Origin of the sequence: Vibrio sp. CDRSL-10 TSBA, assembly GCA_039696685.1 — a bacterium.
Lineage (GTDB): Bacteria > Pseudomonadota > Gammaproteobacteria > Enterobacterales > Vibrionaceae > Vibrio.
The window spans coordinates 570,409-593,959 of record CP155565.1 but is presented as its reverse complement, the minus strand read 5'-3'; the positions used below and the strand labels follow the sequence as shown (position 1 = coordinate 593,959).

24 protein-coding genes and 3 pseudogenes are annotated in these 23,551 nt (G+C 50.1%); 16 read left to right on the top strand and 11 right to left on the bottom strand.

What is annotated here, in order from left to right; genetic code table 11:
- Window positions 1-39: 39 nt before the first annotated feature.
- Window positions 40-816 (bottom strand): MFS transporter, encoded by a 777-nt coding sequence (locus ABDK09_02840; GenBank protein ID XAW88307.1) that lies wholly within the window; start codon window positions 814-816, stop codon window positions 40-42.
- The gene (locus tag ABDK09_02835) at window positions 770-1,240 is read right to left on the bottom strand and encodes an MFS transporter (GenBank protein ID XAW88306.1); all 471 of its coding nucleotides are present in this window, start codon (window positions 1,238-1,240) and stop codon (window positions 770-772) included. The genes ABDK09_02840 and ABDK09_02835 overlap by 47 nt, the downstream gene beginning before the upstream one ends.
- A 942-nt stretch (window positions 1,241-2,182) precedes the next feature.
- On the opposite strand from ABDK09_02835, the gene ABDK09_02830 reads away from it, so the two are divergent.
- Both ABDK09_02830 and ABDK09_02825 read left to right on the top strand, forming a co-directional pair.
- Entirely contained in the window at window positions 2,183-2,902 is a 720-nt protein-coding gene (locus tag ABDK09_02830; GenBank protein ID XAW88305.1) for a carboxymuconolactone decarboxylase family protein, read from the top strand.
- 235 nt (window positions 2,903-3,137) lie between these two features.
- Complete coding sequence (locus ABDK09_02825) at window positions 3,138-3,743, top strand: cupin domain-containing protein (GenBank protein ID XAW88304.1); 606 nt, start codon at window positions 3,138-3,140, stop codon at window positions 3,741-3,743.
- A 41-nt stretch (window positions 3,744-3,784) separates the two neighbouring features.
- On the opposite strand, the gene ABDK09_02820 is transcribed toward ABDK09_02825, so the two are convergent.
- The 5 genes and pseudogenes from ABDK09_02820 to ABDK09_02800 form a co-directional block, all read right to left on the bottom strand.
- A complete protein-coding gene (locus ABDK09_02820) occupies window positions 3,785-5,191 on the bottom strand; it encodes a nucleobase:cation symporter-2 family protein (GenBank protein XAW88303.1) in 1,407 nt (468 codons plus the stop codon).
- Window positions 5,192-5,740: 549 nt separating this feature from the next.
- Window positions 5,741-6,671 (bottom strand): annotated as a pseudogene (gene puuE / locus ABDK09_02815) (allantoinase PuuE).
- Window positions 6,672-6,692: 21 nt separating this feature from the next.
- Window positions 6,693-7,178 carry an aspartate/glutamate racemase family protein gene (locus ABDK09_02810; GenBank protein XAW88302.1) on the bottom strand — a complete coding sequence of 162 codons (486 nt, stop codon included), beginning with the start codon at window positions 7,176-7,178 and terminating at the stop codon, window positions 6,693-6,695.
- Complete coding sequence (locus ABDK09_02805; GenBank protein XAW88301.1) at window positions 7,096-7,425, bottom strand: aspartate/glutamate racemase family protein; 330 nt, start codon at window positions 7,423-7,425, stop codon at window positions 7,096-7,098. Before ABDK09_02805 ends, ABDK09_02810 begins: the two co-directional genes overlap by 83 nt.
- Before the next feature lie 3 nt (window positions 7,426-7,428).
- Window positions 7,429-8,100, bottom strand: a complete 672-nt coding sequence (locus ABDK09_02800; GenBank protein ID XAW88300.1) for a GntR family transcriptional regulator — start codon at window positions 8,098-8,100, stop codon at window positions 7,429-7,431.
- Window positions 8,101-8,379: 279 nt separating this feature from the next.
- Between ABDK09_02800 and ABDK09_02795 the strand changes: the two genes are divergently transcribed.
- From ABDK09_02795 to ABDK09_02730, 14 genes and pseudogenes are all read left to right on the top strand, one after another.
- On the top strand, window positions 8,380-9,240 hold the full coding sequence (locus tag ABDK09_02795; GenBank protein ID XAW88299.1) for a cytosine permease: 861 nt from the start codon (window positions 8,380-8,382) through the stop codon (window positions 9,238-9,240).
- Window positions 9,203-9,820: a cytosine permease gene (locus ABDK09_02790; protein XAW88298.1), complete on the top strand. Its 618-nt coding sequence runs from the start codon at window positions 9,203-9,205 to the stop codon at window positions 9,818-9,820. Before ABDK09_02795 ends, ABDK09_02790 begins: the two co-directional genes overlap by 38 nt.
- Before the next feature lie 442 nt (window positions 9,821-10,262).
- A complete protein-coding gene (locus tag ABDK09_02785; protein XAW88297.1) occupies window positions 10,263-11,054 on the top strand; it encodes a transporter substrate-binding domain-containing protein in 792 nt (263 codons plus the stop codon).
- Between the two features lie 33 nt (window positions 11,055-11,087).
- Window positions 11,088-11,720, top strand: a pseudogene (locus ABDK09_02780) (amino acid ABC transporter permease).
- A 49-nt stretch (window positions 11,721-11,769) separates the two neighbouring features.
- Entirely contained in the window at window positions 11,770-12,420 is a 651-nt protein-coding gene (locus tag ABDK09_02775; protein XAW88296.1) for an amino acid ABC transporter permease, read from the top strand.
- Window positions 12,407-13,136: pseudogene (locus ABDK09_02770) on the top strand (amino acid ABC transporter ATP-binding protein). Before ABDK09_02775 ends, ABDK09_02770 begins: the two are co-directional and overlap by 14 nt.
- 26 nt (window positions 13,137-13,162) lie before the next feature.
- Window positions 13,163-13,978 (top strand): MurR/RpiR family transcriptional regulator, encoded by an 816-nt coding sequence (locus ABDK09_02765; GenBank protein ID XAW88295.1) that lies wholly within the window; start codon window positions 13,163-13,165, stop codon window positions 13,976-13,978.
- Between the two features lie 52 nt (window positions 13,979-14,030).
- Window positions 14,031-15,029 carry a bile acid:sodium symporter family protein gene (locus ABDK09_02760; protein ID XAW88294.1) on the top strand — a complete coding sequence of 333 codons (999 nt, stop codon included), beginning with the start codon at window positions 14,031-14,033 and terminating at the stop codon, window positions 15,027-15,029.
- A gap of 67 nt (window positions 15,030-15,096) precedes the next feature.
- A complete protein-coding gene (locus ABDK09_02755) occupies window positions 15,097-15,390 on the top strand; it encodes a hypothetical protein (protein ID XAW88293.1) in 294 nt (97 codons plus the stop codon).
- A complete protein-coding gene (locus ABDK09_02750; protein ID XAW88292.1) occupies window positions 15,335-16,282 on the top strand; it encodes an amidase family protein in 948 nt (315 codons plus the stop codon). The genes ABDK09_02755 and ABDK09_02750 overlap by 56 nt, the downstream gene beginning before the upstream one ends.
- A complete protein-coding gene (locus ABDK09_02745) occupies window positions 16,279-17,844 on the top strand; it encodes a gamma-glutamyltransferase family protein (GenBank protein XAW88291.1) in 1,566 nt (521 codons plus the stop codon). The genes ABDK09_02750 and ABDK09_02745 overlap by 4 nt, the downstream gene beginning before the upstream one ends.
- A gap of 1 nt (window position 17,845) precedes the next feature.
- Window positions 17,846-18,526 carry an aminotransferase class V-fold PLP-dependent enzyme gene (locus tag ABDK09_02740; protein XAW88290.1) on the top strand — a complete coding sequence of 227 codons (681 nt, stop codon included), beginning with the start codon at window positions 17,846-17,848 and terminating at the stop codon, window positions 18,524-18,526.
- Window positions 18,510-19,079 (top strand): hypothetical protein, encoded by a 570-nt coding sequence (locus ABDK09_02735; GenBank protein XAW88289.1) that lies wholly within the window; start codon window positions 18,510-18,512, stop codon window positions 19,077-19,079. Before ABDK09_02740 ends, ABDK09_02735 begins: the two co-directional genes overlap by 17 nt.
- Window positions 19,080-19,101: 22 nt before the next feature.
- Complete coding sequence (locus tag ABDK09_02730; GenBank protein ID XAW88288.1) at window positions 19,102-20,340, top strand: allantoate amidohydrolase; 1,239 nt, start codon at window positions 19,102-19,104, stop codon at window positions 20,338-20,340.
- Between the two features lie 138 nt (window positions 20,341-20,478).
- Here ABDK09_02730 and ABDK09_02725 read toward each other — a convergent pair whose 3' ends face one another.
- The 4 genes from ABDK09_02725 to guaD form a co-directional block, all read right to left on the bottom strand.
- Window positions 20,479-20,772, bottom strand: coding sequence for an EF-hand domain-containing protein (locus tag ABDK09_02725; protein XAW88287.1), 294 nt, complete (start codon window positions 20,770-20,772; stop codon window positions 20,479-20,481).
- Window positions 20,773-20,985: 213 nt separating this feature from the next.
- Window positions 20,986-22,236, bottom strand: a complete 1,251-nt coding sequence (locus tag ABDK09_02720) for a urate hydroxylase PuuD (GenBank protein XAW88286.1) — start codon at window positions 22,234-22,236, stop codon at window positions 20,986-20,988.
- Between the two features lie 2 nt (window positions 22,237-22,238).
- Window positions 22,239-22,634 carry an amidohydrolase family protein gene (locus ABDK09_02715; protein ID XAW88441.1) on the bottom strand — a complete coding sequence of 132 codons (396 nt, stop codon included), beginning with the start codon at window positions 22,632-22,634 and terminating at the stop codon, window positions 22,239-22,241.
- Window positions 22,624-23,550, bottom strand: a complete 927-nt coding sequence (gene guaD, locus ABDK09_02710) for a guanine deaminase (protein ID XAW88285.1) — start codon at window positions 23,548-23,550, stop codon at window positions 22,624-22,626. Before guaD ends, ABDK09_02715 begins: the two co-directional genes overlap by 11 nt.
- Window position 23,551: the final 1 nt, after the last annotated feature.

Here is a 23,551-nt window from a genome sequence, read left to right as displayed (position 1 = left end):
CTCTGTCTGCGCCGCTCCTGGCACAGACGTTTTGCTTGTTTAAGCCAGTGTATTATTAGCGCTTGCGGTGCGGGTGCGCAGTTTGGCAACCACCAGAATCACAGTGCCGCACAACGCCAGAACACCGTAGCTGCAGGCGACTTCGAGCAGGCTGAAATGTTCAGAGAAACGACCAGCGATCAGGGTCGGTACTGCGGCGCCGACATAAGAAGTAGCATAAATCACCGAGAAGACGTTGGCTCGTTCTTCCGGTTTCAGTTCTGACACCATAGTGCCGATACTGCCGGTCAGGACCATACCCTGCGCGATGCCTGCCATGACACTTGCGGCGAGGAACGTGCTCAAAAAGCCCATGTGTAATGAAAGCAGTACACCACCAACGAACAGAGTAAAGGTGAGCATGCCGACGAACTGGGCACGTTTTGATGTCATGCGACCTGCCAGTGATGCGCCGATAGAGCTCGGTGCCATGATAGACGCGAATACCAGTGCGGCAGCGATTGCGCTGCTGGAATGCAGTTGTTCACGTGCCATCGCAGGGCCAAAGGCCTGGAAGAACCCACCCAGTGCCCAGGTACAGACAAAGGTTACGGCCGCCAGAGGGAAAGCTTTACGTGCTGCACTTGGCAGGGTGAAATTAGGTTTAATCGATTTTAACGCACCAGGTTTGACCGGCATGGTTTCTTTGCCTTTAATCACCAGCGCCATACAGATGGCGATCAGTACTAAAGCAACCAGAAAAGGTAACTGGTGTGGCAGCGGACCGTACTCAATCAAAAAACCGGATCCGACACCACCGATGGTGAGGCCGGTCATGGGGCCGCAACTGATCACCGCAGGTGCAATCCAGGAAACGGACAGAATGACCGTGGTCAACCACCCAGGATGCCAGAGCTGTGGAGGCCAGTCCGCAAGCCAGTCCCTGACACAAGCGTCCCAGAATAAGCGGATAGGCACTGTGTACATTAACAAAGAACAGAATCGACAGCGCCGCCATCACCAAAGAAACCAAGGCGATCGGTTTACGTCCCAGAAACGTCGACAGACGCCCGAACAGAACCAGAGCGGTAACCGCGCCGATAAAGTACACCACTGAGCTCAGAGATAACTCAACGTAGCCAATGTTGTCCTGAGTCTGATAAATCCCATACAGAGGGATAGGTACTGCCGAAGTAACGTAAGTCACCATCAATGACAATGCGGCAGCGATAAACGAAAATTTATGAGCGTTGGTTTGCAATGCTTTATTCCTCAATAAATCGATGTAGCTACAATCTTTTCCAACCAGGCTGGCTTTGAGCGAAACGGTCTGTTTTAAGAAGGCTGTTAACCCGGTTGTTCGAGTGAACACAAAAATATAAACAATAGTTATAAAACTGGGAGGCAAAACTTGGCACAAGCGCAAGCATCAACCGTGACGTCATTTTAAAATATGTAATAACCCGCGACTATGCCTGATTTTCCTGAAAGCTTGTCAGAAAATGCGCGCCTTCGCCATGCAGAGCCTTATGCTGTATAGCGTCGCTATTGAAAGCAATCTTTATACATTAGATTGGTGAATGAGTAACAGATGGGCTGAAAAAGCGCGGTATAAAATATAATTTCGTATGGGTTTTATTTGAAATAAGTTATACCCTTCCTACTTGAAGCTGCAGCGGTGTTGGCTGCATTCGTTCACCCCAATCACATAGTGTCTCTATGCTCATGGGGATTCACTCATTTGCCGCCTACCTGCAACTCCAAGTTGTTTGGGTATATGAATAAGCAATAAAACTATCGAAAGAATAATTGATTAAATCTTGGTGGTTAATTTTAAATAGGCTTGTTAATTTTAATTAAATTTAGCAATGAATAGTGCAAGTAGAGACTTTTTTTTCATTTATTTATTGGTGTATTCAAGCAGTGTGTCACTGAATTAAGTGGGTACTTTACAACAACTTTCATTGAAAGTAACGTCAAGAAATAATACGTAATAAGTTGTTAATGGTGGTAATAAACTGTGTGGAAATTATACGATTTGTTATTTCCGTTTTGCATGGAAGAATAGGCAATAATTAGGCGTTTATAGGCAATGAAAAGCGCCGGGCAGGGATAGAGAAAACTTATCTGATCAACCATAATTGTTGAGCACAGGTTTCTTATGGAACAACAGCTCATAAATTGGCTAACGGAAGGTTACTAGATGATGCGATCTTTTACTGTTTTGAAGAAGTTTTCCGCCTTACTCGCGGGTGTAATGGCTTTGCTGTGGGTAGGGGCGGCAAATGCGTCACCGGCTCTGGATACAAAAGAAAAAGCGATTATTCCAATCGCGGCATTTACGGCCAGTGGTGAGATTGAGAAATTAAAAGTCAGCCTTAACCAGGGCTTGGATGCGGGGCTGACCATCAACGAAACCAAAGAAGTGTTAGCTCAGCTGTACGCTTACGCCGGTTTTCCTCGCAGCCTTAATGGCCTGGCCGCATTTATGAACGTGGTTGAAGAGCGTAAAAGCCAGGGTATCGAAGATACCGTTGGCCCGGAATCTAAGCCGCTGCCAACAGATAAAACCAGCCTTGAATTTGGTACTGACAATCAAACTAAGCTGATTGGTCAGCCGGTTAAGGGCCCGTTGTTTGATTTTTCACCGGAAATTGATGTTTATCTGAAAGCGCATCTGTTCGGCGATATTTTTGAGCGCGACGTACTGAACTGGAGACAACGCGAAATTGCAACCATTGCAGCACTGGCTAATATTCCGGGCGTGAACAGCCAACTGGGTGCACATTACAATATCAGCATGAACAATGATATTTCACCGGAAAACCTGAAAGAGTTTATTACTGTATTGAAAACTCATCTGAGCCCTGAAGTGGTACAAAACGCGCAGCAGGTTCTGGATCAAGTGTTGAAAAATAAATAATCGTTAGTGATACAAAATAGCCGGGTTGAGCCTTGTTACGGTTCAATCTGGCTTGTTGTCTATCATCCATTGCTTACAAAAACGAGTTTATAGCGAAGTGAATTGGCATAAACCGATTGGCATAAACTGTAGCGATATATTGCAGAGAAACGTTCGTTCCGAGTGTTGAATCTGGAGATTTCCGAACGCTGTCACTGACAGCAATCGGGGTAAAACTAAGCAAGGAGTCAGTCTGATGAAAAAACAAACGTCTTTATTACTACTTACAGCATTCGTGTCGGGTGGCGTGATGATGTCTACGGCGTCTGCCGCGGATAAAACGGCTGAACAGGTGTATTACACTAAGCAAGATCTGAAATCATTTGAAGGCCCGGAAAACTTATTCACCGGTAAAGTAAAAGTGGACATGCTGTTCCCTGAAAACGATGTAGCAAACTATAGCTCGGCCTACGTTAACTTTGCAGCTGGCGCACATACTGCGTGGCATGAACATCCTGCTGGCCAGCACATGATTGTTACTAAAGGTACAGCTTTGACCGGTACCCGCGACGGTAAAGTCGTTGCTTTCCATGAAGGTGAAAGCGTGTGGTGTCCGCCAGGTATCGATCACTGGCACGGCGCTACACCAGATGCAGAGATGACTCACCTGGTTGTAACTGCATCAAAAGATGGCAAGAAACGTTATCTGGAAAGAAAAACTGACTGCAGAAGAGTACGCAGCGGCGGCGGCTTCAGTAAAATAATCTCAGATAATCAGTCGGATTTATTGAGACAGAATGAAAAGGATGGCAGATGCCATCCTTTTTTATCGGTCAAGCCGATGAGTATGCAGTTGCACTGAGCTGTGTAATGAGGCTCGGAATGCATTTAACCCATGCTCGGTTATGCGCTCTCGTTTTTTAACTGTGTCGCTGATACCCGGGCTGCAGTTTGCTGTGCTTGTTTTGTCTCGGCCTCTTTACTTTCCGGTAGCACCAGCGTCATAACAACGGCTGCAATGCCACTGGTCGTGACGGGTGAACCAAACACGCTTTGCAGTAGTTTCGGCATCTCTTGCATCACTTCCGGAACCAGCATAACACCGAGGCCAATACCAAAAGAGACGGCCAGAATCATCAGGTTACGACGATCCAGATGCTCGTTGGCGATGATTTTGATTCCGGCTGCGGCCACAGTGCCGAACATCACCAGAGTTGCACCGCCAATTACAGGTTTAGGAATGGTTGTCAGGATCCCGCCGATTATAGGAAATAACCCCAGCACACACAGAATCAGCGCCACAAAATAGCCTACATAACGGCTGGCAATGCCCGTCAGGTGAATTACGCTGTTGTTCTGGCTGAAAGTGGTATTAGGAAAAGTGTTGAACACGGCGGCAATCATAGAGTTCACGCCATCACCAAGGATCCCTGATTTAATCCGGTTCAGATACTGAGGGCCGGAAAGAGGCAGCTTGGTAATGATGCAGTTTGCGGTGATGTCGCCGGTCGATTCAATCGCGGTAATCGCGTAAATGACCGCGATTGGCAAAAATGCGTACCAGTCAAAGTCAAAACCGTATTTGAACGGAACCGGAATGCTGACCAAAGGTTGGTTGAATGCGTTTTGCAACTGCACCATGCCCATACTGGCTGCGACGATGTAACCGATCACCATACCGATCAGAATCGATGACAGGCGTACCATCAGGTTGCGGGAGCGGTTAAGGGCAATAATGGTCACCAGGACAATCGCACCCAGCGCCAGGTTGTGCCACTGACCAAAATCGGGTGCTTTGACGCCGCCGGCTAAGTCAGTCATACCAACTTTGATCAATGAAATACCAATCGTGGTGACGACAATACCGGTCACGATTGGGGTGATGATTTTGCCCAGTTTGCCAATAAACTGCGAGAGAATAATTTCGATAAAGGCGCCGACAAAACAGACCCCGAAAATCATGGCAAGAATGTCTTCAGGACCGCCGCCATTCGACTTGGCGATGAATCCGGCCGCCAATACTGAGCTGAGAAACGCAAAACTGGTGCCCTGCACACATACCATACCGGCGCCGATCGGCCCGATACGACGTGCCTGAATAAAGGTACCGATACCGGATACAATTAATGCCATGCTGATCAGATAGGGCACATGCTCTCCTAATCCGAGCACACCGCCAATGATCAGCGTTGGCGTGATGATACCAACGAAACTGGCGAGCACGTGTTGCAGTCCTGCGTAGAGTGCAGCGCCCGGTGCTGGCTTGTCTTCCAAGCCGTAAACCAGGTCGTGGCTTTGTTGTTGAGACATACTGACTTCCTTGTATACATTATTGTTAACATTCTGATACAGGCTATAGAGCAAACAGTGTGCCACTAATTTCCTGACTAAATAGTCAAGTTATTTCATTGAGTTATGAAACCACGCCTGAATAATTAAAGCGTACGCTGTCCCCTGGTGGTGCAAAAAGGTTAACTTTGGTGCATAGGCAAGCCAGGACATATCGGCTCGAGCAAACGAATGTTGGCTTGAGCAAGGCGCATTTTCTGAGAAAAGAGACTTTTTCCTGAGCAAAGCTGCTTTTTTGGGGAAAAGCGACGTGTCTGAGCATGCAGCGAGGCAACTATGCTTGTTGCAGGAAAAATAAAAGCTTTGGGATAAATTTAGTTTTGGGACGAATAAAGGTTTTGCGACGAATAAGCGTTGCGGGGCGAATAAAAGTGCGGGGAGAATAAAAAAAAGCCGCCGGGCTAGAAGGAACCCCGACGGCTTGTAAATAGTCAGTTCAAACAGATTCAGAGGATGACTGTTTGTCTTGATGGACTATTTTTCATCATTACTGGTGCTGCTGCCTGGCCTTCACTTGGCCGGATGATGTTCAATCCAGTGGCGGGCAATCTGCTCGCGAGTTGTGATCCAAACACCTTCGTGCGACTGCACGTAATCAAGGAATTTTTTCAGTGCCATAAAGCGGCTTGGTTTACCTATGATGCGACAGTGCAGGCCTATATTCATCATTTTTGGCTTGTCCTGACCTTCTTCATACAGGCAGTCAAAGTTCTCTTTCAGGTACTGGAAGAATTCTTCACCGTGGCTGAAGCCGTAAGGTGAGGCAAAACGCATGTCATTGGTATCCAGTGTGTATGGGATTACCAGGTGAGGGCGCTTTTGTCCCGGATTTTTCACATCGTTAACCGGCATCCAGAAAGGCAGGTCGTCACCGTAGTAATCGGAGTCGTACAGCAGGCCGTCTTGCTCGGCAACCAGTTCACGGGTATTGGGAGAATCGCGGCCGGTATACCAGCCAATCGGACGTTTACCGGTCAAGTTTCTCGATAATATCCAGCGCTTCTACCATATGGGCACGCTCTTGCTCTGGTGACATATCCTGGTAATGGATCCATTTCAGGCCGTGACAGGCGATTTCATGGCCTTGTTCGATGATCGCTTTGGTGACTTCAGAGTTACGCTGTAACGCTGTCGCGACACCAAACACGGTGAGCGGTAAGTCACGCTTTTTAAATTCGTTCAGAATACGCCACACACCCACTCGTGAACCATATTCATACAGAGATTCCATACTCATATGACGGGTCGGGTACGGTGCAGCTCCGGCAATTTCCGACAAAAAGGTTTCAGCGTGCTCATCGCCGTGCAGAACGCAGTTTTCGCCACCTTCTTCATAGTTCATCACAAATTGCAGGGCGATTTTCGCGCCGCCCGGCCATTTTGCATCCGGAACGTTGTCACGTCCGTAGCCAATGTAATCGCGTGGATTTGAGATTTCCATATCAGGGTCCTTAAAACAGAATTAACGGCTCCAGTGTTGATAACGGCCGTGGAAAGCTTTACCAAACGGGGCCGCGTACTGGCCGCTTTTGGATGTAGTCAGGTTCAGGGCGTGCAGAGATTCAGCCAGTTTCACCGCAGCGACAACGCCATCGATAACCGGCACCTGCAGCTCGGAAGAAATTTCATTGGCCAGGTCTGACATTCCGGCGCAACCAAGCACAATCGCTTCAGCGCCATCTTGTTCAATCGCTGCACGGCATTCATCAACCAGTTGTTTGTATACGTCGGCTTGAATGTGTTCCAGATACAGTACTGCAATATCGGTTGCACGTACGCCTGAACACAGATGGTGGTAGCCGTAACGGTGCAACAGGTGATGAGCAGCAGGCAGGGTGCGGGACATGGTAGTCACCACGCCAAATTTATGTGAAACCAGGCTGGCCAGCTGAAATGCTGCACCCGCAATACCAATCACAGGCGCTTTGGCCAGTTTCGCGCGCCGCATCAATTGCCGGATCACCAAAACACGCCACGATATGCGCATCAACGCCTTCCGCTTCACCTTGGGCAATCACATCCAGCATGGCTGCTGCTGCGATGGTTTCATCCACTGCACATTCAATACTTTCCGGGCCATGAGCCGGAGAGCGGGCAATTATCTCGGTACCAGGTAAGCAGATAGTTTGGGCTGACACGGCAATTTTGTCGGTCATACCCTGGCAGGTATTTGGGTTTATTAACTGAATTTTCATCCATTAATCCATTTGGGCAAAAAGTGAATTGAAATCGACTTGCGCTTCTTGTTTTCCAGTCAGTGAAATCGACTGCTTAATATGTTGCAGGTGATGGCGCATCCATTGCTGGGCTTGCGCGACTTTGCGTTGATCGAGCAGATCAATCAGTTCGATGTGATCGCCACAGTCACAGCTCACACTTTCTCGGGTACCGTAGGCAGCGATAACTAGAGAAGAGCGGTAGCAGAGTTGTTCGATAAATTCTGCCAGCACCCGATTGTTACCGATTCGGGCCAGTTCATAGTGGAATTGGGCAGTCAACTGAATTGAACGGGTCAGGTTGTTGTTGCGTTCAGCCTGCTTTTCCTGATCAACGATGTCACGAAAATGCTGAGACACTTTAAGGTTCCAGTTTTCGCTGACTTCCTGCATTAATAATGGTTCAAGGAGAATACGGCTATCGAGTACTTCTTCGGCTTCCTGGCGGCTGGGACGATTCACTTGCGCCCCTTTATTAGGCTGAATCACCACGAAACGTTCCAGGGCGAGGCGCTGAAGTACTTTCCGAATGCCGGTGCGACTGACGCCAAACGCTTCTGAAAGTTTATCTTCAGGTAACCGTTCACCAGGCGGAAGTTGATGTTCAACGATGGCTTTAAGCATCTTTTGATAAATTTTTTCGTCGTTAGACATAAGCATTCTCTAGATGGTTGTATACAACCTACCACTGCAATATGTATACCATGTTAATCGGATGAAGCAAGCTATAAACGGCGGGGGTTGGTGATTTTTCTCACCAAAATCACCGCAAACCGTGCACTATCTTGTTGCACGGTGAACTATGATGGTGCGCCACGAACTGCGTTATCACCGGCTTAATGAGGCTGAAGTCAATAAAAACGGGGTTTTAACAAATTGGCACGGTACTTGTATTTGAGATTGTATACAATTTAAGTGCGAGGAAGTTATACTATGAAAAAGGAATTACCAGTTAGCGACAGATTAGCTAATGCTGATTTGCTCCCTGAGAAAGAACAAACGTGGGGTTGGTACAGTATTTTTGCGTTCTGGATGTCAGACGTGCACAGCGTCGGTGGTTATGTCTTTGCTGCTAGTCTGTTTGCGTTGGGTCTGAACGGCATTCAGGTCTTCATCAGTCTGTTAGTGGGTATTTCAATCGTGCTGGTGTTTGCCAACCTGATGGGTAAACCAGGTCAGCAGGCGGGTGCACCGTTCCCTGTTATTGCGCGTATGTCATTTGGTGTGTTTGGTGCCAACATTCCGGCTGTGATTCGTGGTTTGATTGCTGTGGTTTGGTACGGTATCCAGACTTACCTGGCTTCCAGCTCGTTTATTATTTTGCTGCTGTACTTTTTCCCGGGTATGGAAAGCCTGGCTGACTCAAGCTTCCTCGGTCTATCTTACCTGGGTTGGGTTGGTTTTGTTTCGATGTGGATCCTGCAGGGTATCGTGTTCATGTTCGGCATGGATATGATTCGTAAAGTGATCGACTGGTCTGGTCCTGCCATTTATGTGGCTATGTTTGCGCTGTGTATCTACATGGTTGATCTGGCTGGCTGGGACAACATCAGCTTTAACCTGAGCTCACAAAACCTGCAAGGCTGGGAAGTCGTGACGCAAATGGTGATCGCGATTGCTCTGGTAGCGGGTTACTTTGCTGGTCCGACACTGAACTTCAGTGACTTCTCACGTTACTGTGGCAGTTACAAAAAGCTAAAACTGGGTAACCTGCTGGGCTTGCCGCTGAACTTCCTGCTGTTTCTCTGTGTTCAGCGTGGTGATTGTATCAGCGTCGATTCCTGTATTTGGTGAGATGATTACTGACCCGGTTGAAACGGTAAAACGTCTTGATTCAGGCATGATTACCGTTCTTGGTGCGCTGACGTTCATCTTCGCGACCGTGGGTATCAACATTGTGGCGAACTTTGTGGCGCCTGCGTTTGACTTCTCTAACGTATCACCACAAAAAATCAGCTTTAAAATGGGTGGTTTTATTGCGGCGTTCGGTTCAGTGCTGCTGACACCATGGAACTTGTTCAACAACCCGGAAGTGATTCACTACACGGTTGATGTACTGGCTGCGATGATTGGTCCGCTGTACGGCATTATCATTGTCGATTACTACATCATTAAGAAAGGTCATATCGACGTACCATCACTGTACACCGAGTCAAAAGAAGGGCTGTACTGGTACCGTAACGGTGTGAACATGAACAGTGTTTATGCACTAGTGTTTGCCAGCTTGATCGCTATCGTGGCGACGTTTGTGGTCGCAGAACTCGCCAACTATGCACTCTTCATTGGTGGTCTGGTATCGGCGTTTACTTACCGTTACATCATGGAAAATTCATCATCGGTTGCCGCGCTGCGCCTGAGCGATGAAAAAGCATAAGTAAACTGAGACTAAACGGGTCACCAGGATGGTGACCCGAATTTACCCGGTGTTGATTCAAGCAAGAGCCAGCACGTTAACCGACAATACGCAAGTTAACCAACAGCTAATAAGTTAACCGATAGTCAGTAAGTTAACCTACAGAAAATAAGGCTAAAAGCCTGTGGCGATAGCAGCAGGTCCCCCGAAGTTATGGGTTCTACTGCCATCTTCATCGGAATTAAGTAAAAAGACAGGAAGGAAAAGCTGAAACGATTGCACCACAAGTGATCGATGGTGCACCAAAAGTTCCAATTGTTTCAGTATGAAGTCAGGTATAAAAATCGCATTGATGTCTAACTTGTTGTTATTAATGCGATTATATTTTTAATTAAAGTTGGCGCGATCGTTGCAGAGTGTAAGGTAAATGTTTCAAGCGTTTCATTTTAAAAGGAGATTAACGATGAAATTATTTGGCCTTATGGCGAGTGTACTCGCATCTGCCAGCTTATTGGTTGGCGCAACGGCAGCTCAGGCTGACCAGCTGGATTCGGTTCACCAGAAAGGTGTGCTTAAAGTGGCGGTTCCTCAGGACTTTCCGCCATTCGGTTCAATTGGCATCGATCTGAAACCGCAAGGTTACGACATTGATATGGCGGGTTATCTGGCTGACAAACTGGACGTTAAACTGGAGTTGATTCCGGTAACCAGTGCTAACCGCATTCCTTACCTGCAAACTGGTAAGGTGGATCTGGTGATTTCCAGCATGGGTAAAAACCCGGAACGTGCCAAAGTGATCGATTTCAGTGAAGCGTATGCACCTTTCTATCTGGGTGTGTTCGGCTCTGAAGGTGAAGCGGTCAGTGATGCGAAGGATCTGAGCGGCAAAACGATTGGTGTGACGCGCGGCTCGGTTGAGGATCTTGAGCTGAGCAAGATTGCGCCGGCTGATACCGTGATTAAACGTTTTGAAGACAACAACGCAACGCTGTCTTCGTTTTTGTCAGGTCAGGTTAGCCTGATTGCGACCGGCAACCTGGTGGTGACTGAAATTGCAACCCGTTATCCGGCCAAAGCACCGCAGACCAAGTTCCTGCTGAAAAACTCGCCATGTTTTGTCGGCGTGATGAAAGGTGAAGACGCTCTGCTGAAAGAAGTAAACCGTTTGATTTCAAAAGCGAAAGAAGAGGGTGTACTGGAAGGTTTCTCGCAAAAATGGCTCAAGGCACCATTCCCTGCGGACCTGGGTGCATAAGCGGTTTCAAGCCAAGAACTTTAAGGACGAAGCATGAGTTATCAGTTGGATTTTAGCGGTTTGACTCCTTACCTGCCACAGTTTGTGGCAGGGCTTGGAACCACCGTTGAACTGACGGTCATCTCAACTATTGGTGGGTTACTGCTTGGCACCGTTTGTGCCGGTGCCAAAACCAGCCAGGTGAAATGGCTTAAGTTTGTCTGCACGTGTTATATCGAGGTGATTCGCAACACCCCGTTTATTGTGCAACTGTTTTTTATCTTTTTCGGCCTGCCTGCGCTGGGCATTAAACTCAGTGCCTGGCAAGCCGGTTTGATTGCCATGGTTATCAACCTGGGGGCGTATTCAGCGGAAATCATTCGTGCTGGTATTGAAGCGACACCGAAAGGACAGTGGGAAGCAGGTAAAACACTGGGCCTGACCCGGATGCAGATCTTTACCCGCATCGTGCTCCCGCCAGCCTATCAGCGTGTTTATCCGGCGATTGTCAGCCAGTGCATCATTGTGATGCTTGGTTCAGCGGTTGTGTCACAAATTTCGGTGGAAGATTTAACCTTCGCCGCCAACTTTGTTCAGTCACGCAGCTTCCTGAGTTTTGAATCGTACATGCTGACGGCAGCGATTTATCTGGTACTGGCGATAGTGATGCGACAGATGTTTGTGCTGGTAAAACGCAAAACATTCAAGAAACCCATCGTTGTAGGAGAGCCGGAATATGATGCAATTTACCGATTGGGATATCTTTCGCAGCCTGCTGATGGCCGCGCGCTGGACGGTGGCTCTATCCCTGATTGCTTTTGTCGGTGGTGGACTACTGGGTCTTATCATCACTTTATTACGCAGTACCCGCAGCCCGGTGATGACGGCGGTGGTGAAACTGTATGTGGAACTGTTTCAGGGCACACCACTGCTGATGCAGTTGTTCCTGGCCTTCTTTGGTTTGTCGCTGGTCGGCATCGAAGTCAGCCCGTGGACGGCAGCAATTTTGTCTCTGACACTATTTAGTAGTGCATTTTTCCATGATATCTGGCGCGGTTGTATTGAGTCGTTGCCAAAAGGGCAGTGGGAAGCGTGTCGCACACTGGGGATGACCTATCTTCAGACCATGCGTCATGTTATCGCACCGCAAGCGGCCCGTATGGCCATTGCACCAACGGTAGGCTTTTCCGTGCAGATCGTTAAAGGCACGGCACTGGCGTCCATCATTGGCTTTGTCGAGCTGACTAAAGCCGGCACCATGTTAAACAACGCGACCTTCCAGCCGTTCAAGGTGTTTGCTTTGGTTGCTGTACTTTACTTTGCTATTTGCTTTCCGCTTTCTGTGTTAGCCCGATACCTGGAGACTCGCAATCATGTCACTCGTTAGTGTTGAACAAGTTCATAAATATTATGGTGAAAACCACGTCCTGAAGGGCGTCGACCTGAAAATTAAACGTGGTGAAGTGGTCTCGATCATCGGTCGCAGTGGTTCAGGTAAAAGTACCTTATTGCGTTGTATGAATGGCCTGGAAGATTATCAGGAAGGTGCCATCATCGTTGACAGCCAGGCGGTGGAAAACGATGAATACAAACTGCGCCTGCTGAGCCGCAGTGTCGGTATGGTGTTCCAGAGCTTTAACCTGTTTCCGCACATGACTGTGGGCGAGAAACGTGATGCTGGCACCCAAACTGGTGTTGAAGAAAGACAGCAAAGAGTGTGAAGCCCAGGCACGTGAACTGCTGGCTAAAGTCGGTCTGGCCGATAAGTTTGATGCGTATCCGAGTAATCTGTCCGGTGGTCAGCAGCAGCGTGTCGCGATTGCCCGTTCACTGGCGATGAATCCGAAAGTCCTGCTGTGTGATGAAATCACCTCGGCGCTGGATCCGGAACTGGTGGGTGAAGTGCTTAAAGTGCTGGAGCAGTTAAAAGCTGAAGGCATGACGCTGATTCTGGTTACCCATGAGATGAACTTTGCCCGCGATGTAGGCGACCGCGTGGTGTTCATGAACCAGGGTAAAGTGTGGGAAACCGGTCCGAGTGAAGAAGTGTTTGCCGCGCCACAGACGCCAGAGCTGCAAAGCTTTTTGTCGGCAGTGCGCTAACGGCTCATCGAAACTAGGGAGTGCGAATGACTAATCACAACTCACTGAGCGAACGTATTACGCAGCAGTATTCGCGTTTAACGGAAAGCAGCCGCCGGGTGGCAGACTACCTGCAGCTCAACCCGGAAAAGATCCTCATGCTGTCGACCGCTGAAATTGCTGAGTCCTGTTCGGTGTCCAAAACCAGCGTGAGTCGTTTCATCAGACAGTTAGGTTATGACGATCATCTCGCGCTCCGTCAGGAGCTGATGCAGGAACGCGATAAAGGTATTCCGGTCCTGACTTCCAACATCGATGATCCGGGCATTCAGAATGATATGCGTGCCCTGGAGCAGCTCTGGACCCAGTTGGCCGCGATTGATGTGACCGGTTTGGTTGATGCGATAGCACGAGCAAAACGGGTTAAGATCATCGGTTATCGCAACAGTTATCCGTTAGCGATGCATTTTCGCCAGCAACTGATGCAGTGCCGTAGTGACGTTGAACTGCTGCCGCTGCCGGGACAAACTCTGGGCGAAGATTTGGTTTCTATAGGTGAAGACGATTTTGTTATTGTGATTGGTATTCGCCGCCGCATCGGCCAGTTTGAAAAGATCATTCAGCATTTGAATGGCAAACCCTGTTTATTGATCACCGATCAATCGGGTCAGAAATACGCATCAGAAGTCACGCATTTTCTGCTGTGTCATATGAATAATCAGGCACCTTTAGATAGCTATGCGGTGCCTATGAGCTTAATATCATACCTGGTCAATAAGGTGTACCGACACCTTGGTCAGAATGCGGCTCAGCTGAGCCGGAATATTTCTCACAGCTATTCGCTGCTTAGCGAAGTGGAATAGTTGCGAGTCTGCCGTCGATATTTATAAAGCAACCAAGAGCAAAACTTACGATATGAATGTATTAGCAAAAATTAAAAAAGAGTGGTTTTTGGTCGGCATGGTCGTCGCCATTGTGCTGGCTTCCATGACGTCTGAAATCGGTCGTTCCGGTGGTGTGATTCATCTGGATCAAATTACGGGTATTGGTGTCGCCATTGTCTTCTTTCTGCACGGTCTGGGCCTGTCACCAAAAGCGATTAAAGCGGGCGTGACTAACTGGCGTCTGCATATTTATATCCAGATGGCGACCTTTGTGATTTACCCGCTGCTGTGGGTTATTTTTGGCGAAGCCTTCCTGGCTTACATGCCATCGGCTCTGGCGTTTGGTTTCTGTTACCTGCTGGTGCTGCCAAGTACGATTTCTTCTTCAGTTGCAATGACCAGTGTGGGTAAAGGTAACGTTCCGGGCGCAATCTTTAACGCCTCGTTGTCGAGTGTACTGGGTGTCTTCATTACACCACTGCTGATCCAACTGTTTATGGGCTTTGAAGGTGTACAACTGGACCTGATGGATTCAGTGACGTCGATTGCTAAGTTGCTGCTGGTTCCTATGATTGTCGGTCAGCTGCTGCGCCCTTATCTGGTTTCTTTCGTGGACCGTCATAAGTCAGTGGTTAACAAGGTAGACAAATACGTCATCCTGCTGATCGTTTACAACGCGTTTTGTGATTCAGTGGTTAACGGTGTGTGGAGCGAATTCTCAGTCGGTCTGCTGGCAACGTCTATTGCTATTTGTGTGGTTACTCTGGTCATCATGGTGCACCTGATTCAGTGGGGCGCACGCCGGGTCAAATTTGCACTGCCGGATGAAGTGGCGGCGGTATTCTGTGGCACCAAGAAAACGCTGGCGGCAGGTATCCCGATGGCCAAAGTTATTTTCGGTGCCGATCCGACCCTGGGTATGATTCTGTTGCCAATCATGCTGTATCACCCAATTCAGATTTTCTACTGTGCAGTGCTGGCTAACCGTTATGCGCGTCAGAGTGAAACTTTAAAAGCGGCAACCAACTGATAAAAGCAGCCACACACTGAAAGTGTGGCGCTTAACGAACGAAAACGAATACGACAAAGGAAATGTTATGAGTAGGGATGCTCGAGTTTACTGCCAACAAGGCCCGCAATCTTTGCCTGCCACCGCACAGGGTGAGCTGTCAGGTACGCGTTTTGTGTTTAAAGATTTGTTCGATGTGGCAGGTTTTGTGACCGGAGCGGGAAACCCAACCTGGCTGAAGACCCATGAGAAAGCCACTCATACTTCACCTCTGATTGATGCGTTGCTGGACGCAGGTGCTCAGTGCAGCGGACGTGTGCAAACGGATGAACTGGCTTATAGCCTCAACGGCCAGAAACGTCCATTACGGTACACCGGTTAACCCGGTGGCACCGGACTGTATTCCGGGTGGATCTTCAAGTGGCAGCGCCGTGGCGGTTGCCAACGGTGACTGTGAGTTTTCTATCGGCACGGATACTGGTGGTTCGGTTCGCGTACCGGCCAGTTACTGTGGTCTGTATGGTCTGCGTCCGACTCTGGGCGGTCTGGATTTGTCGCACGCGTTTGAACTGGCAAAAAGCTTTGATACAGCGGGCATTTTTACCCGCGATCTCGGACTGATGCGCCAGGTGTGGTCGGTACTTTCCGGCCGCGACCAGTCGGGCGTTGAGTGCAAAACCCTTTATCTGGATGGTCAGTGTAAGGCGATTATGTCTGAGCAGCGTCTGGAGCGTTTGCAGCAGTGGTGTGAGCAAAATGGTTTTACGCTGTTGGAAGGAGATTTTCTTGCCGATCTGGGCTGGAATCTGACCGAACTGAGCCTTTTGTTCCGCACCATTCAGGGCTTCGACATTATCCGCGAACACGATGAATGGCTGAGTGAACACGTTGACAGTATGGATCCTGCGATTGGCGAGCGCGTGGCGTGGGCCCGCACCATTACTCGTGAGCAATACCATCACGCCAGAGAAGAACAAACCGAACTGACGCAGAAATTAGTCAGCCATCTGCAGCAAAATCAGTGTCTGTGGGCGATTCCGACCACGCCATCCGGTCCGCCGTCTCTGACCATGCCGGCCGATGAACTGGCGGTATACCGCAGTCAGTTAATGGGGCTGACCAGTATTGCCGGTTTATCCGGCCTGCCTCAGCTTCATCTGCCGATGAACGAATTATTAGAAGGCCCGTGCGGCGTTTCCCTGATGGGACAGCCTGATCAGGAAGAAGATCTGCTGGCAACGGGTGAAAAACTGAGCCAAGGAGAACGTGAATGAAGCACCAAACGGCGTTTACTGCCCCTCACTATAAGGCTGCCCAGGTAGGCCAGCAAATTCTCGATGCAGGCGGTACCGCCAGTGAAGCCATGGTGGCGGCGGCAGCGATGATTTCTGTGCAGTACCCGCACATGAATGGTATTGGCGGTGACAGCTTCTGGCTGATTGCTAAGAAAGGCCAGACTCCGGTTGCTATCGACGGCTGCGGCGCTGCAGCGCTCAATATCGACGTGGACGCATTCCGTGCCAAAGGCAGTGAACTGCCGGAAGCGGGTGGTGATGCCTCAATTACCATGGCCGGTACGGTTGCAGCCTGGCAAAAAGCGCTGGAAATGGATGCCACCAATCTGCCGCTGATCCAACTGTTGCAACCGGCGATTGACGCTGCGCGTTCCGGTATTGAAGTGACACAAAGTCTGGTCAATGCCAGTGAAAAAACTTACGAGCGCCTGGCTTCTTTACAAGCGTTTGCCGAGCGTTTCCTTAAACAGGGTAAAACACTGCAGGTGGGCGATACGCTGGTGAACGAAGCGCTGGCTAACACCCTGACCCGTCTTGCCGAGTCTGGCCTGGATGATTTCTACCGCGGTGAGATTGCCGAATCGGCAGCGAAAGAGCTGCAACAGGCCGGCAGCCCGTTGTGTCTGGAAGATTTTCATGCTCATCAGGCGCGCGTGCTGGCACCGCTCAGCGTACAAACATCGAAAGGACGTTTGTATAACTTTGGTGCGCCGACGCAGGGCGTGGCATCACTGCTCATTCTGGCGATTTATGATCGTCTGGCAGCGCAGGCGGAAAGTGAAATTGACCACATCCACCTGCTGGTTGAAGCCACCAAACAGGCTTTCATCATCCGTGACCGTGAAGTGTGCGATGAAGAGAACCTGACTCAGCCGCTGCAGGAGTGGCTGACTGAATCTGTGATTGATGAATGTGTTGCCAATGTGTCACTGCAAAAAGCGCTGCCGTGGCCACATCAGGCGAAGCCGGGTGACACTATCTGGATGGGCGCTTCGGATCAGTACGGCACCATGGTGAGCTTTATCCAGAGTGTGTACTGGGAGTTCGGCTCCGGTTTGTTTCTGCCTGAGACCGGTATTTTGTGGAATTGTCGCGGCAAGAGTTTCTCGCTCGATGCAAGTCATCACAACGTACTGGCTGCGGGCAAAAAACCGTTCCACACCCTTAACCCGGCGTATGCCGAGCTTAATGATGGCAGCCGCATGAGTTACGGCACCATGGGCGGAGAAGGCCAGCCACAGACACAGGCTTGCCTGTTCAGCCGTTACCATTATCAGGGCGACACCCTGGCTGATGCGGTGGCGAAGCCGCGCTGGCTGCTGGGACGTACCTGGGGTAACAGCACCAACAACTTACGACTTGAACGTTCGCTGTATGACGCATACGGCGAGCAACTGATGCAACGCGGACACGATGTTACTTACGTGGCCGATGTGAACGAATTAATGGGACATGCTGGCGCTATCGTATTGAATAGCGAAGGAAAAGCGTGCGCAACCAGCGATCCTCGTAGTGATGGACGCAGTATACTTGGAGAATGAGATGAAAGCCCAAAACGAACTATTTGAAACCCTGAACCCGCCACAACGTCTGTTGATGGGCCCGGGTCCGATTAATGCTTACCCACGAGTTCATCAGGCGATCTCTCAGTCACTGATTGGTCAGTATGATCCGGTGATGACCGGTTATATGAACCAGGTACAGTCACTGTACCGTGGTGTATTCCAGACTGAAAATAAGCAAACCATGCTGGTGGATGGTACAGCGCGTTCCGGTATTGAAGCGGTACTGGTTTCCGTTCTGCAACCTGGTGACAAAGTCCTGATCCCTGTGATTGGCCGTTTTGGCCACCTGCTGTGCGAAATCGCGCAGCGTGTCGGTGCAGTGGTGAAAACCATCGATATCGAATGGGGTGAAGTGTGTCCGGCGGATAAAGTGGAAGCGGCGATTAAATCGTTCCAGCCTAAAATGCTGGCAACGGTACAGGGAGATACCTCAACCACAATGAACCAGCCTCTGGCTGAGATGGGCGAAATCTGTCAGCGTTATGGTGTACTGTTCTACTGTGACGCCACGGCATCAATCGCAGGTAACGATCTCAAAGTGGACGAATGGCATCTGGATGCGGTCTCTGCCGGTCTGCAGAAATGTCTGGGTGGCCCTTCAGGTTTCTGCGCCAATCACGCTGAGCGATCGCTGTGCAGAAGTGATCAACCGTCGTAAACACGTAGAAGCCGGTATTCGCGCCGATCACCACACGCAGGGTGAAGATGCGATGATCCAGTCTAACTACTTTGATCTGGCGATGATCATGGATTACTGGGGGCCTGAACGTCTTAACCACCACACCGAAGCCACCAGCATGCTGTATGCAGCACGTGAATGTGCACGTATCTTCCTGGAAGAAGGGGTGGATAATGTGGTTGCTCGTCATAAGCAAGCCGGTGATGCACTGGCGGTTGGTCTGCGTGCGATGGGTCTGGAACTGTTTGGTAACCAGGCTTACAAGATGAATAACGTCGTCGGTGTTTATATCCCGGCCAGCGTCAACGGTGATGCAGTCCGTATGGAACTGCTGAACCGCTTCGGTATCGAGATCGGTACCTCGTTTGGTCCGCTGCACGGTAAGATCTGGCGTATCGGTACCATGGGTTACAACGCGCGTCAGGAATGCGTGCTGTCTACTCTGGCTGCTCTGGAAGCGGTTCTTATCAAGCACAAAGCAGCAATCGTACCTGGACAGGCAGTGGTTGCAGCAATGGAATACTTTGGTTAATCAATCGGTTTAAGGAGCGCCAATGGCTACGATGAATGGAATCACTATGGAAGATCGTGCAAAGCGCTTGATGGAACAAGCCGATGTGCTTGGCTCGTTTACCGACACGCCCGGGGAAGTGACCCGGGCTTACCTCACGCCTGAGCACCGTCTGGCCCATGATCAACTGGCTGTGTGGATGCAAAAAGCCGGTCTGGAAACCTGGGAAGACAGTGTCGGTAACCAGTGGGGACGTAAAGTGTCGGCGAACCCGACTCAGCCAACTCTGATTCTCGGCTCGCACAGTGATACGGTCCGTAATGCCGGTAAGTATGATGGCAACCTGGGGGTCATCATGGCGATTGAAGCCCTGGCGGCTTTATCTGAGCAGGAGTTTCCGTTTCATATTGATGTGGTTGCTTTCGCTGATGAAGAAGGCACCCGTTTTAATACCACGCTGATTGGTTCAAGTGGTGTGGCGGGCTGTTTTAATCCGGCCTGGCTGGATGTGAAAGATGCTGACGGCATCAGTATGGCTGAAGCGATGCGAGCATTTGGTCTGGATCCGGAACAAGCAGGCAGCGATGCGCGCCGCGCTGAAGATACGCTCGCTTATCTCGAAGCGCATATTGAGCAGGGCCCGGTGCTGGAAGCGGAAGATCTCGCGGTCGGTGTTGTTACCGGTATTGCCGGGGCGAAACGTTTTCAGTGTGGTGTCAAAGGGATGGCCGGTCATGCCGGTACGGTTCCGGTCAATCTGCGTAACGACGCGCTGTGCGGTACTGCTGAAATGATCACTTACATCGAAAAATTCGCCGCCGACAAGGGCATTGTAGCGACGGTCGGTAAGTGTGAAGTACTGCCGGGCGCGGTCAATGTGATTCCGGGTGAAACCCGTTTTACCATTGATATCCGCAGTTTATCGCAGGACACTCTCGAAGCGTGTACCACCCAGCTTCTGGCGTTACTGAATAAGATCGCCGATAAGCGTGGCCTGAAATTCAGTTCGCAGAACATCTATGAAGCGGCAGCAGTGCCGTGTCATGAATCACTGCAGCAAAAGTGGGCGTCAGTGGTGGAAAGCGTCACGCAGACGAAACCGCGCTTTTTGCCAAGTGGTGCGGGCCATGATGCGCTGGCGATGGCGACCATGACCGATGTTGGCATGCTGTTTATCCGCTGTGAGAAGGGTATCAGCCACAACCCGCGTGAGCAGGTGACTCAGTCTGATGTTGCTGTGGGCTTACACTGTTTTATCGAGATGCTGAAAAGCTTTGCCTGATAGCGCTACGTTTTTCTGACTCAATTCTGTAATCTAAGCCCGGCCAGTTGAGCCGGGCTTTTTATTGTCCCCTTACCATAATGCCTCAGGGCGCGGTGATTGGAGGCTGGTGATAATCAATACCTAGCCGATATTCAATCAGTCCTGCGGTCTTTGCGGAGGCTTATGGCTACGCATAAAGCTGTCGAGTTCCGATTCAGTCACTTCGCCATCGCTGTTACTGTCCATTTGTGAGAAATCACGCTGCATCGGCCCTTGCAGTTCATCCTCGGTCAGTACGCCATCACCATTGTTGTCCATCTCTGCAAACGAAGGTGGCGGCCCCATATCTTGATCGCCGGATGGCCCTTGCCGGGCGAACGAGAACGAAGTAAACAGAGTGCAGCTCAGCGCCAGCGTCAGTGGTAGGTGTTTCATTGGTAAGTGTTTCATTGGTAATCTCTTGATGGTTGAAATAACGCAGCATTGGAGCGCACATCACGCGAAGTGGTTCGGGCTTTTACATTATTTTACGATGGGTGAATAACTAAACGTTTTATTTGAGTACATTGCCTGACCATCCTGAGTGCTAAGTTTAACAACCAGCGCAAACAAAAAAGCCACCAGCAGAGCAGCCGGTGGCTTGAGACGAAGAATTGAAAGCGGTTAGTTCACCTGGGTTAATGCCTGCTTGAGTAACTGACGTTCGCTGTCAGTCATTTCGGTTTTATTGAGGAAAGGCATATCGGCACTTTCCACCGCGCGGGCCAGAATACGCGCTTTCCAGCGTTCAATGTCCTGCCAATTATCAAACACCGCGCCGCTTGGCGCGACTTTGAATACATCATCAGTCGGCGCTGAGCTGTGACACTGGCTGCAACGATCTTTAATGATCTGCTGAGCGATGTGCTGATCTTCATTCAGACCAGCTACTTGAGAGGCCGGTTGAGTGGCGGCAGGCTTAGTGCTGATTTGCTGCGCCAGTGCTTTTTTGGCCTGCATCTGCGCCGTGGTCTGCCAACTGATGGCCACAGCAAGCAGGAACATGGCGCCGGCCCCGATAAACATGACCGCTGGCTTTTTCTGGCCGGTATGTTTCAGGTTGAAGTAGTGACGAATATAGGCACTGATCACCATGATAAGCAGACCGATCAGCCAACTGTTAGCATGCTGGTAAATCATCGGGTAATGGTTACTGATCATCAGGAATATTACCGGTAGGGTGAAGTAGTTGTTGTGAATCGAACGGCGCTTACCTTCCAGACCCGGAGCCGGATCGACCGGCTCACCTGCTGCCACCTGCGCCACCATTTTTCGCTGTCCGGGAATGATTTTATGGAAGACATTGTTAACCATGATCGAGCCGATCAGAGCGCCCATATGGATAAAGGCGCCACGGCCGCTGAACAGATGAGTAAAGCCATAGAAGAACAGGGCGCCGAACAGCACAATTGCTGCGCTGAATAGCACCGTGTTCCGACTCAGCGGTGAACGCATCAGGATTTCATACACCACCACACCAAGCAGGACGCCGCCGACACCCAGACCGACCGCCTGCAGTGAGGTCAGTTCCATCACACGCGGGTCAATCAGGTACGCCTGAGCGTTAAAGTAGTACATCCAGATCAGCAGAGCCGAGCCGGTCAGCCAGGTTGTATAAGCTTCCCACTTAAACCAGTGCAGTTTTTCCGGCATCTTTTCCGGACCAACCTGATACTTGGCGACTTCGTAGAAGCCACCGCCGTGCACGGCCCACAAGTCGCCTTTGATGCCTTTATCTTTTTTCCATTTTGGCGGGGTTTCCAGGCTGTTATCCAGCCAGGTGAAGTAAAAACTGGCGCCAATCCATGCGATACCGCAGATGACATGAAACCATTTGATAAACAGTGCTAACCATTCGTACAGTTGAGGCCACATAATTAAATATCCTTTTGATAGACTAATTTTCCATGAACATAAGTTCGCTCGATCGTACGCTCGTCACCCAGCGTCATCAGGGCAAAAAGCTGCTCGGCTAAATCGTTGCAGCGCAGAAAACGCTGCTTGAGCATCGGGAAGGCAGCAAGATCGAGCTCGACAAAATCGGCTTCAGTGCCGATATTAAAGTTGCCAATCAGGTGTTCGAGCCCCATGGCAGCGGCGGCTCCCTGTGTACAGAGGTACAAAGATTCAAATGCATCCAGGCTATAGCCTTGCAGCTGACAGATTTTGTAGGCATCACTCTGGTTTTTCAGCAAACTCAGGCTGGTTCCTGCGCCAACATCACTGGCGATAGCGACCGGAATACGTGCCTGTTTGAGCTGTTCATAAGGCAGTAAACCACTGCCAAGGAACAGATTTGACGACGGGCAGAAACGCTACCGCTGCACCGCTTTTGGCCAGGGCTTGCTGCTCACGCTCACTCAGGTGGATAGCATGACCGAACAAAGCCCGCTCCCGCACCAAATTATAGCGCTGATAGACATCCAGATAATCGTCACAGTCCGGGTAGAGATCCTTGACCCAGGCGACCTCATTGAGATTCTCACTCAGGTGAGTCTGAATAAAGGTGTCCGGGTGCTCTTTGGCAAGCTGACCCGCTCTGGCGAGCTGCTGCGGGCTGCTGGTTGGCGCAAAACGCGGGGTAATCGCATATAAAGCGCGGCCTTGTTTGTGCCAGCGTTCAATCAGAGTCTTGCTGTCGCGATAGCCTGCGTCTGGTGTATCCTGCAGTTCGTCCGGGCTGAAACGGTCCATCAGAACCTTGCCGCACACCATACGCGCGTCATATTTCTGCGCCGCATCAAAAAAGGCATCCACTGATTGTGGGTGCACAGTGGCAAATACGCTGGCTGTGGTGGTGCCGTGCGCAAACAGCTGCTGCAAAAAGAAGCCAGCCTGCACCGCAGCATAGAGCGCGTCACTGTAGCGCAGCTCAGCCGGAAAAGTGTAGCTGTTGAGCCAGTCCAGTAGTTGCTTGCCATAACTGGCAATCATTTCGACCTGCGGGTAATGCACGTGCGCATCGATCATGCCCGGAATTAACAGGCCGCGATGCTCAGTCACGTTGCCCTGAATCAACAAGGCTTTATTGGCGGAAACAGAGAAGAACTGCGCCGCGTCACCGACATGTTGAATCCGACCGTTTTCTACCACCAGAACCCCATCTTCCCAGTAATGATGATGGTCTTTTGGTGACAATGTCACTTCTGGAAAGTGCAGCAAACGGCCGCGATGTACCACAATCGACATA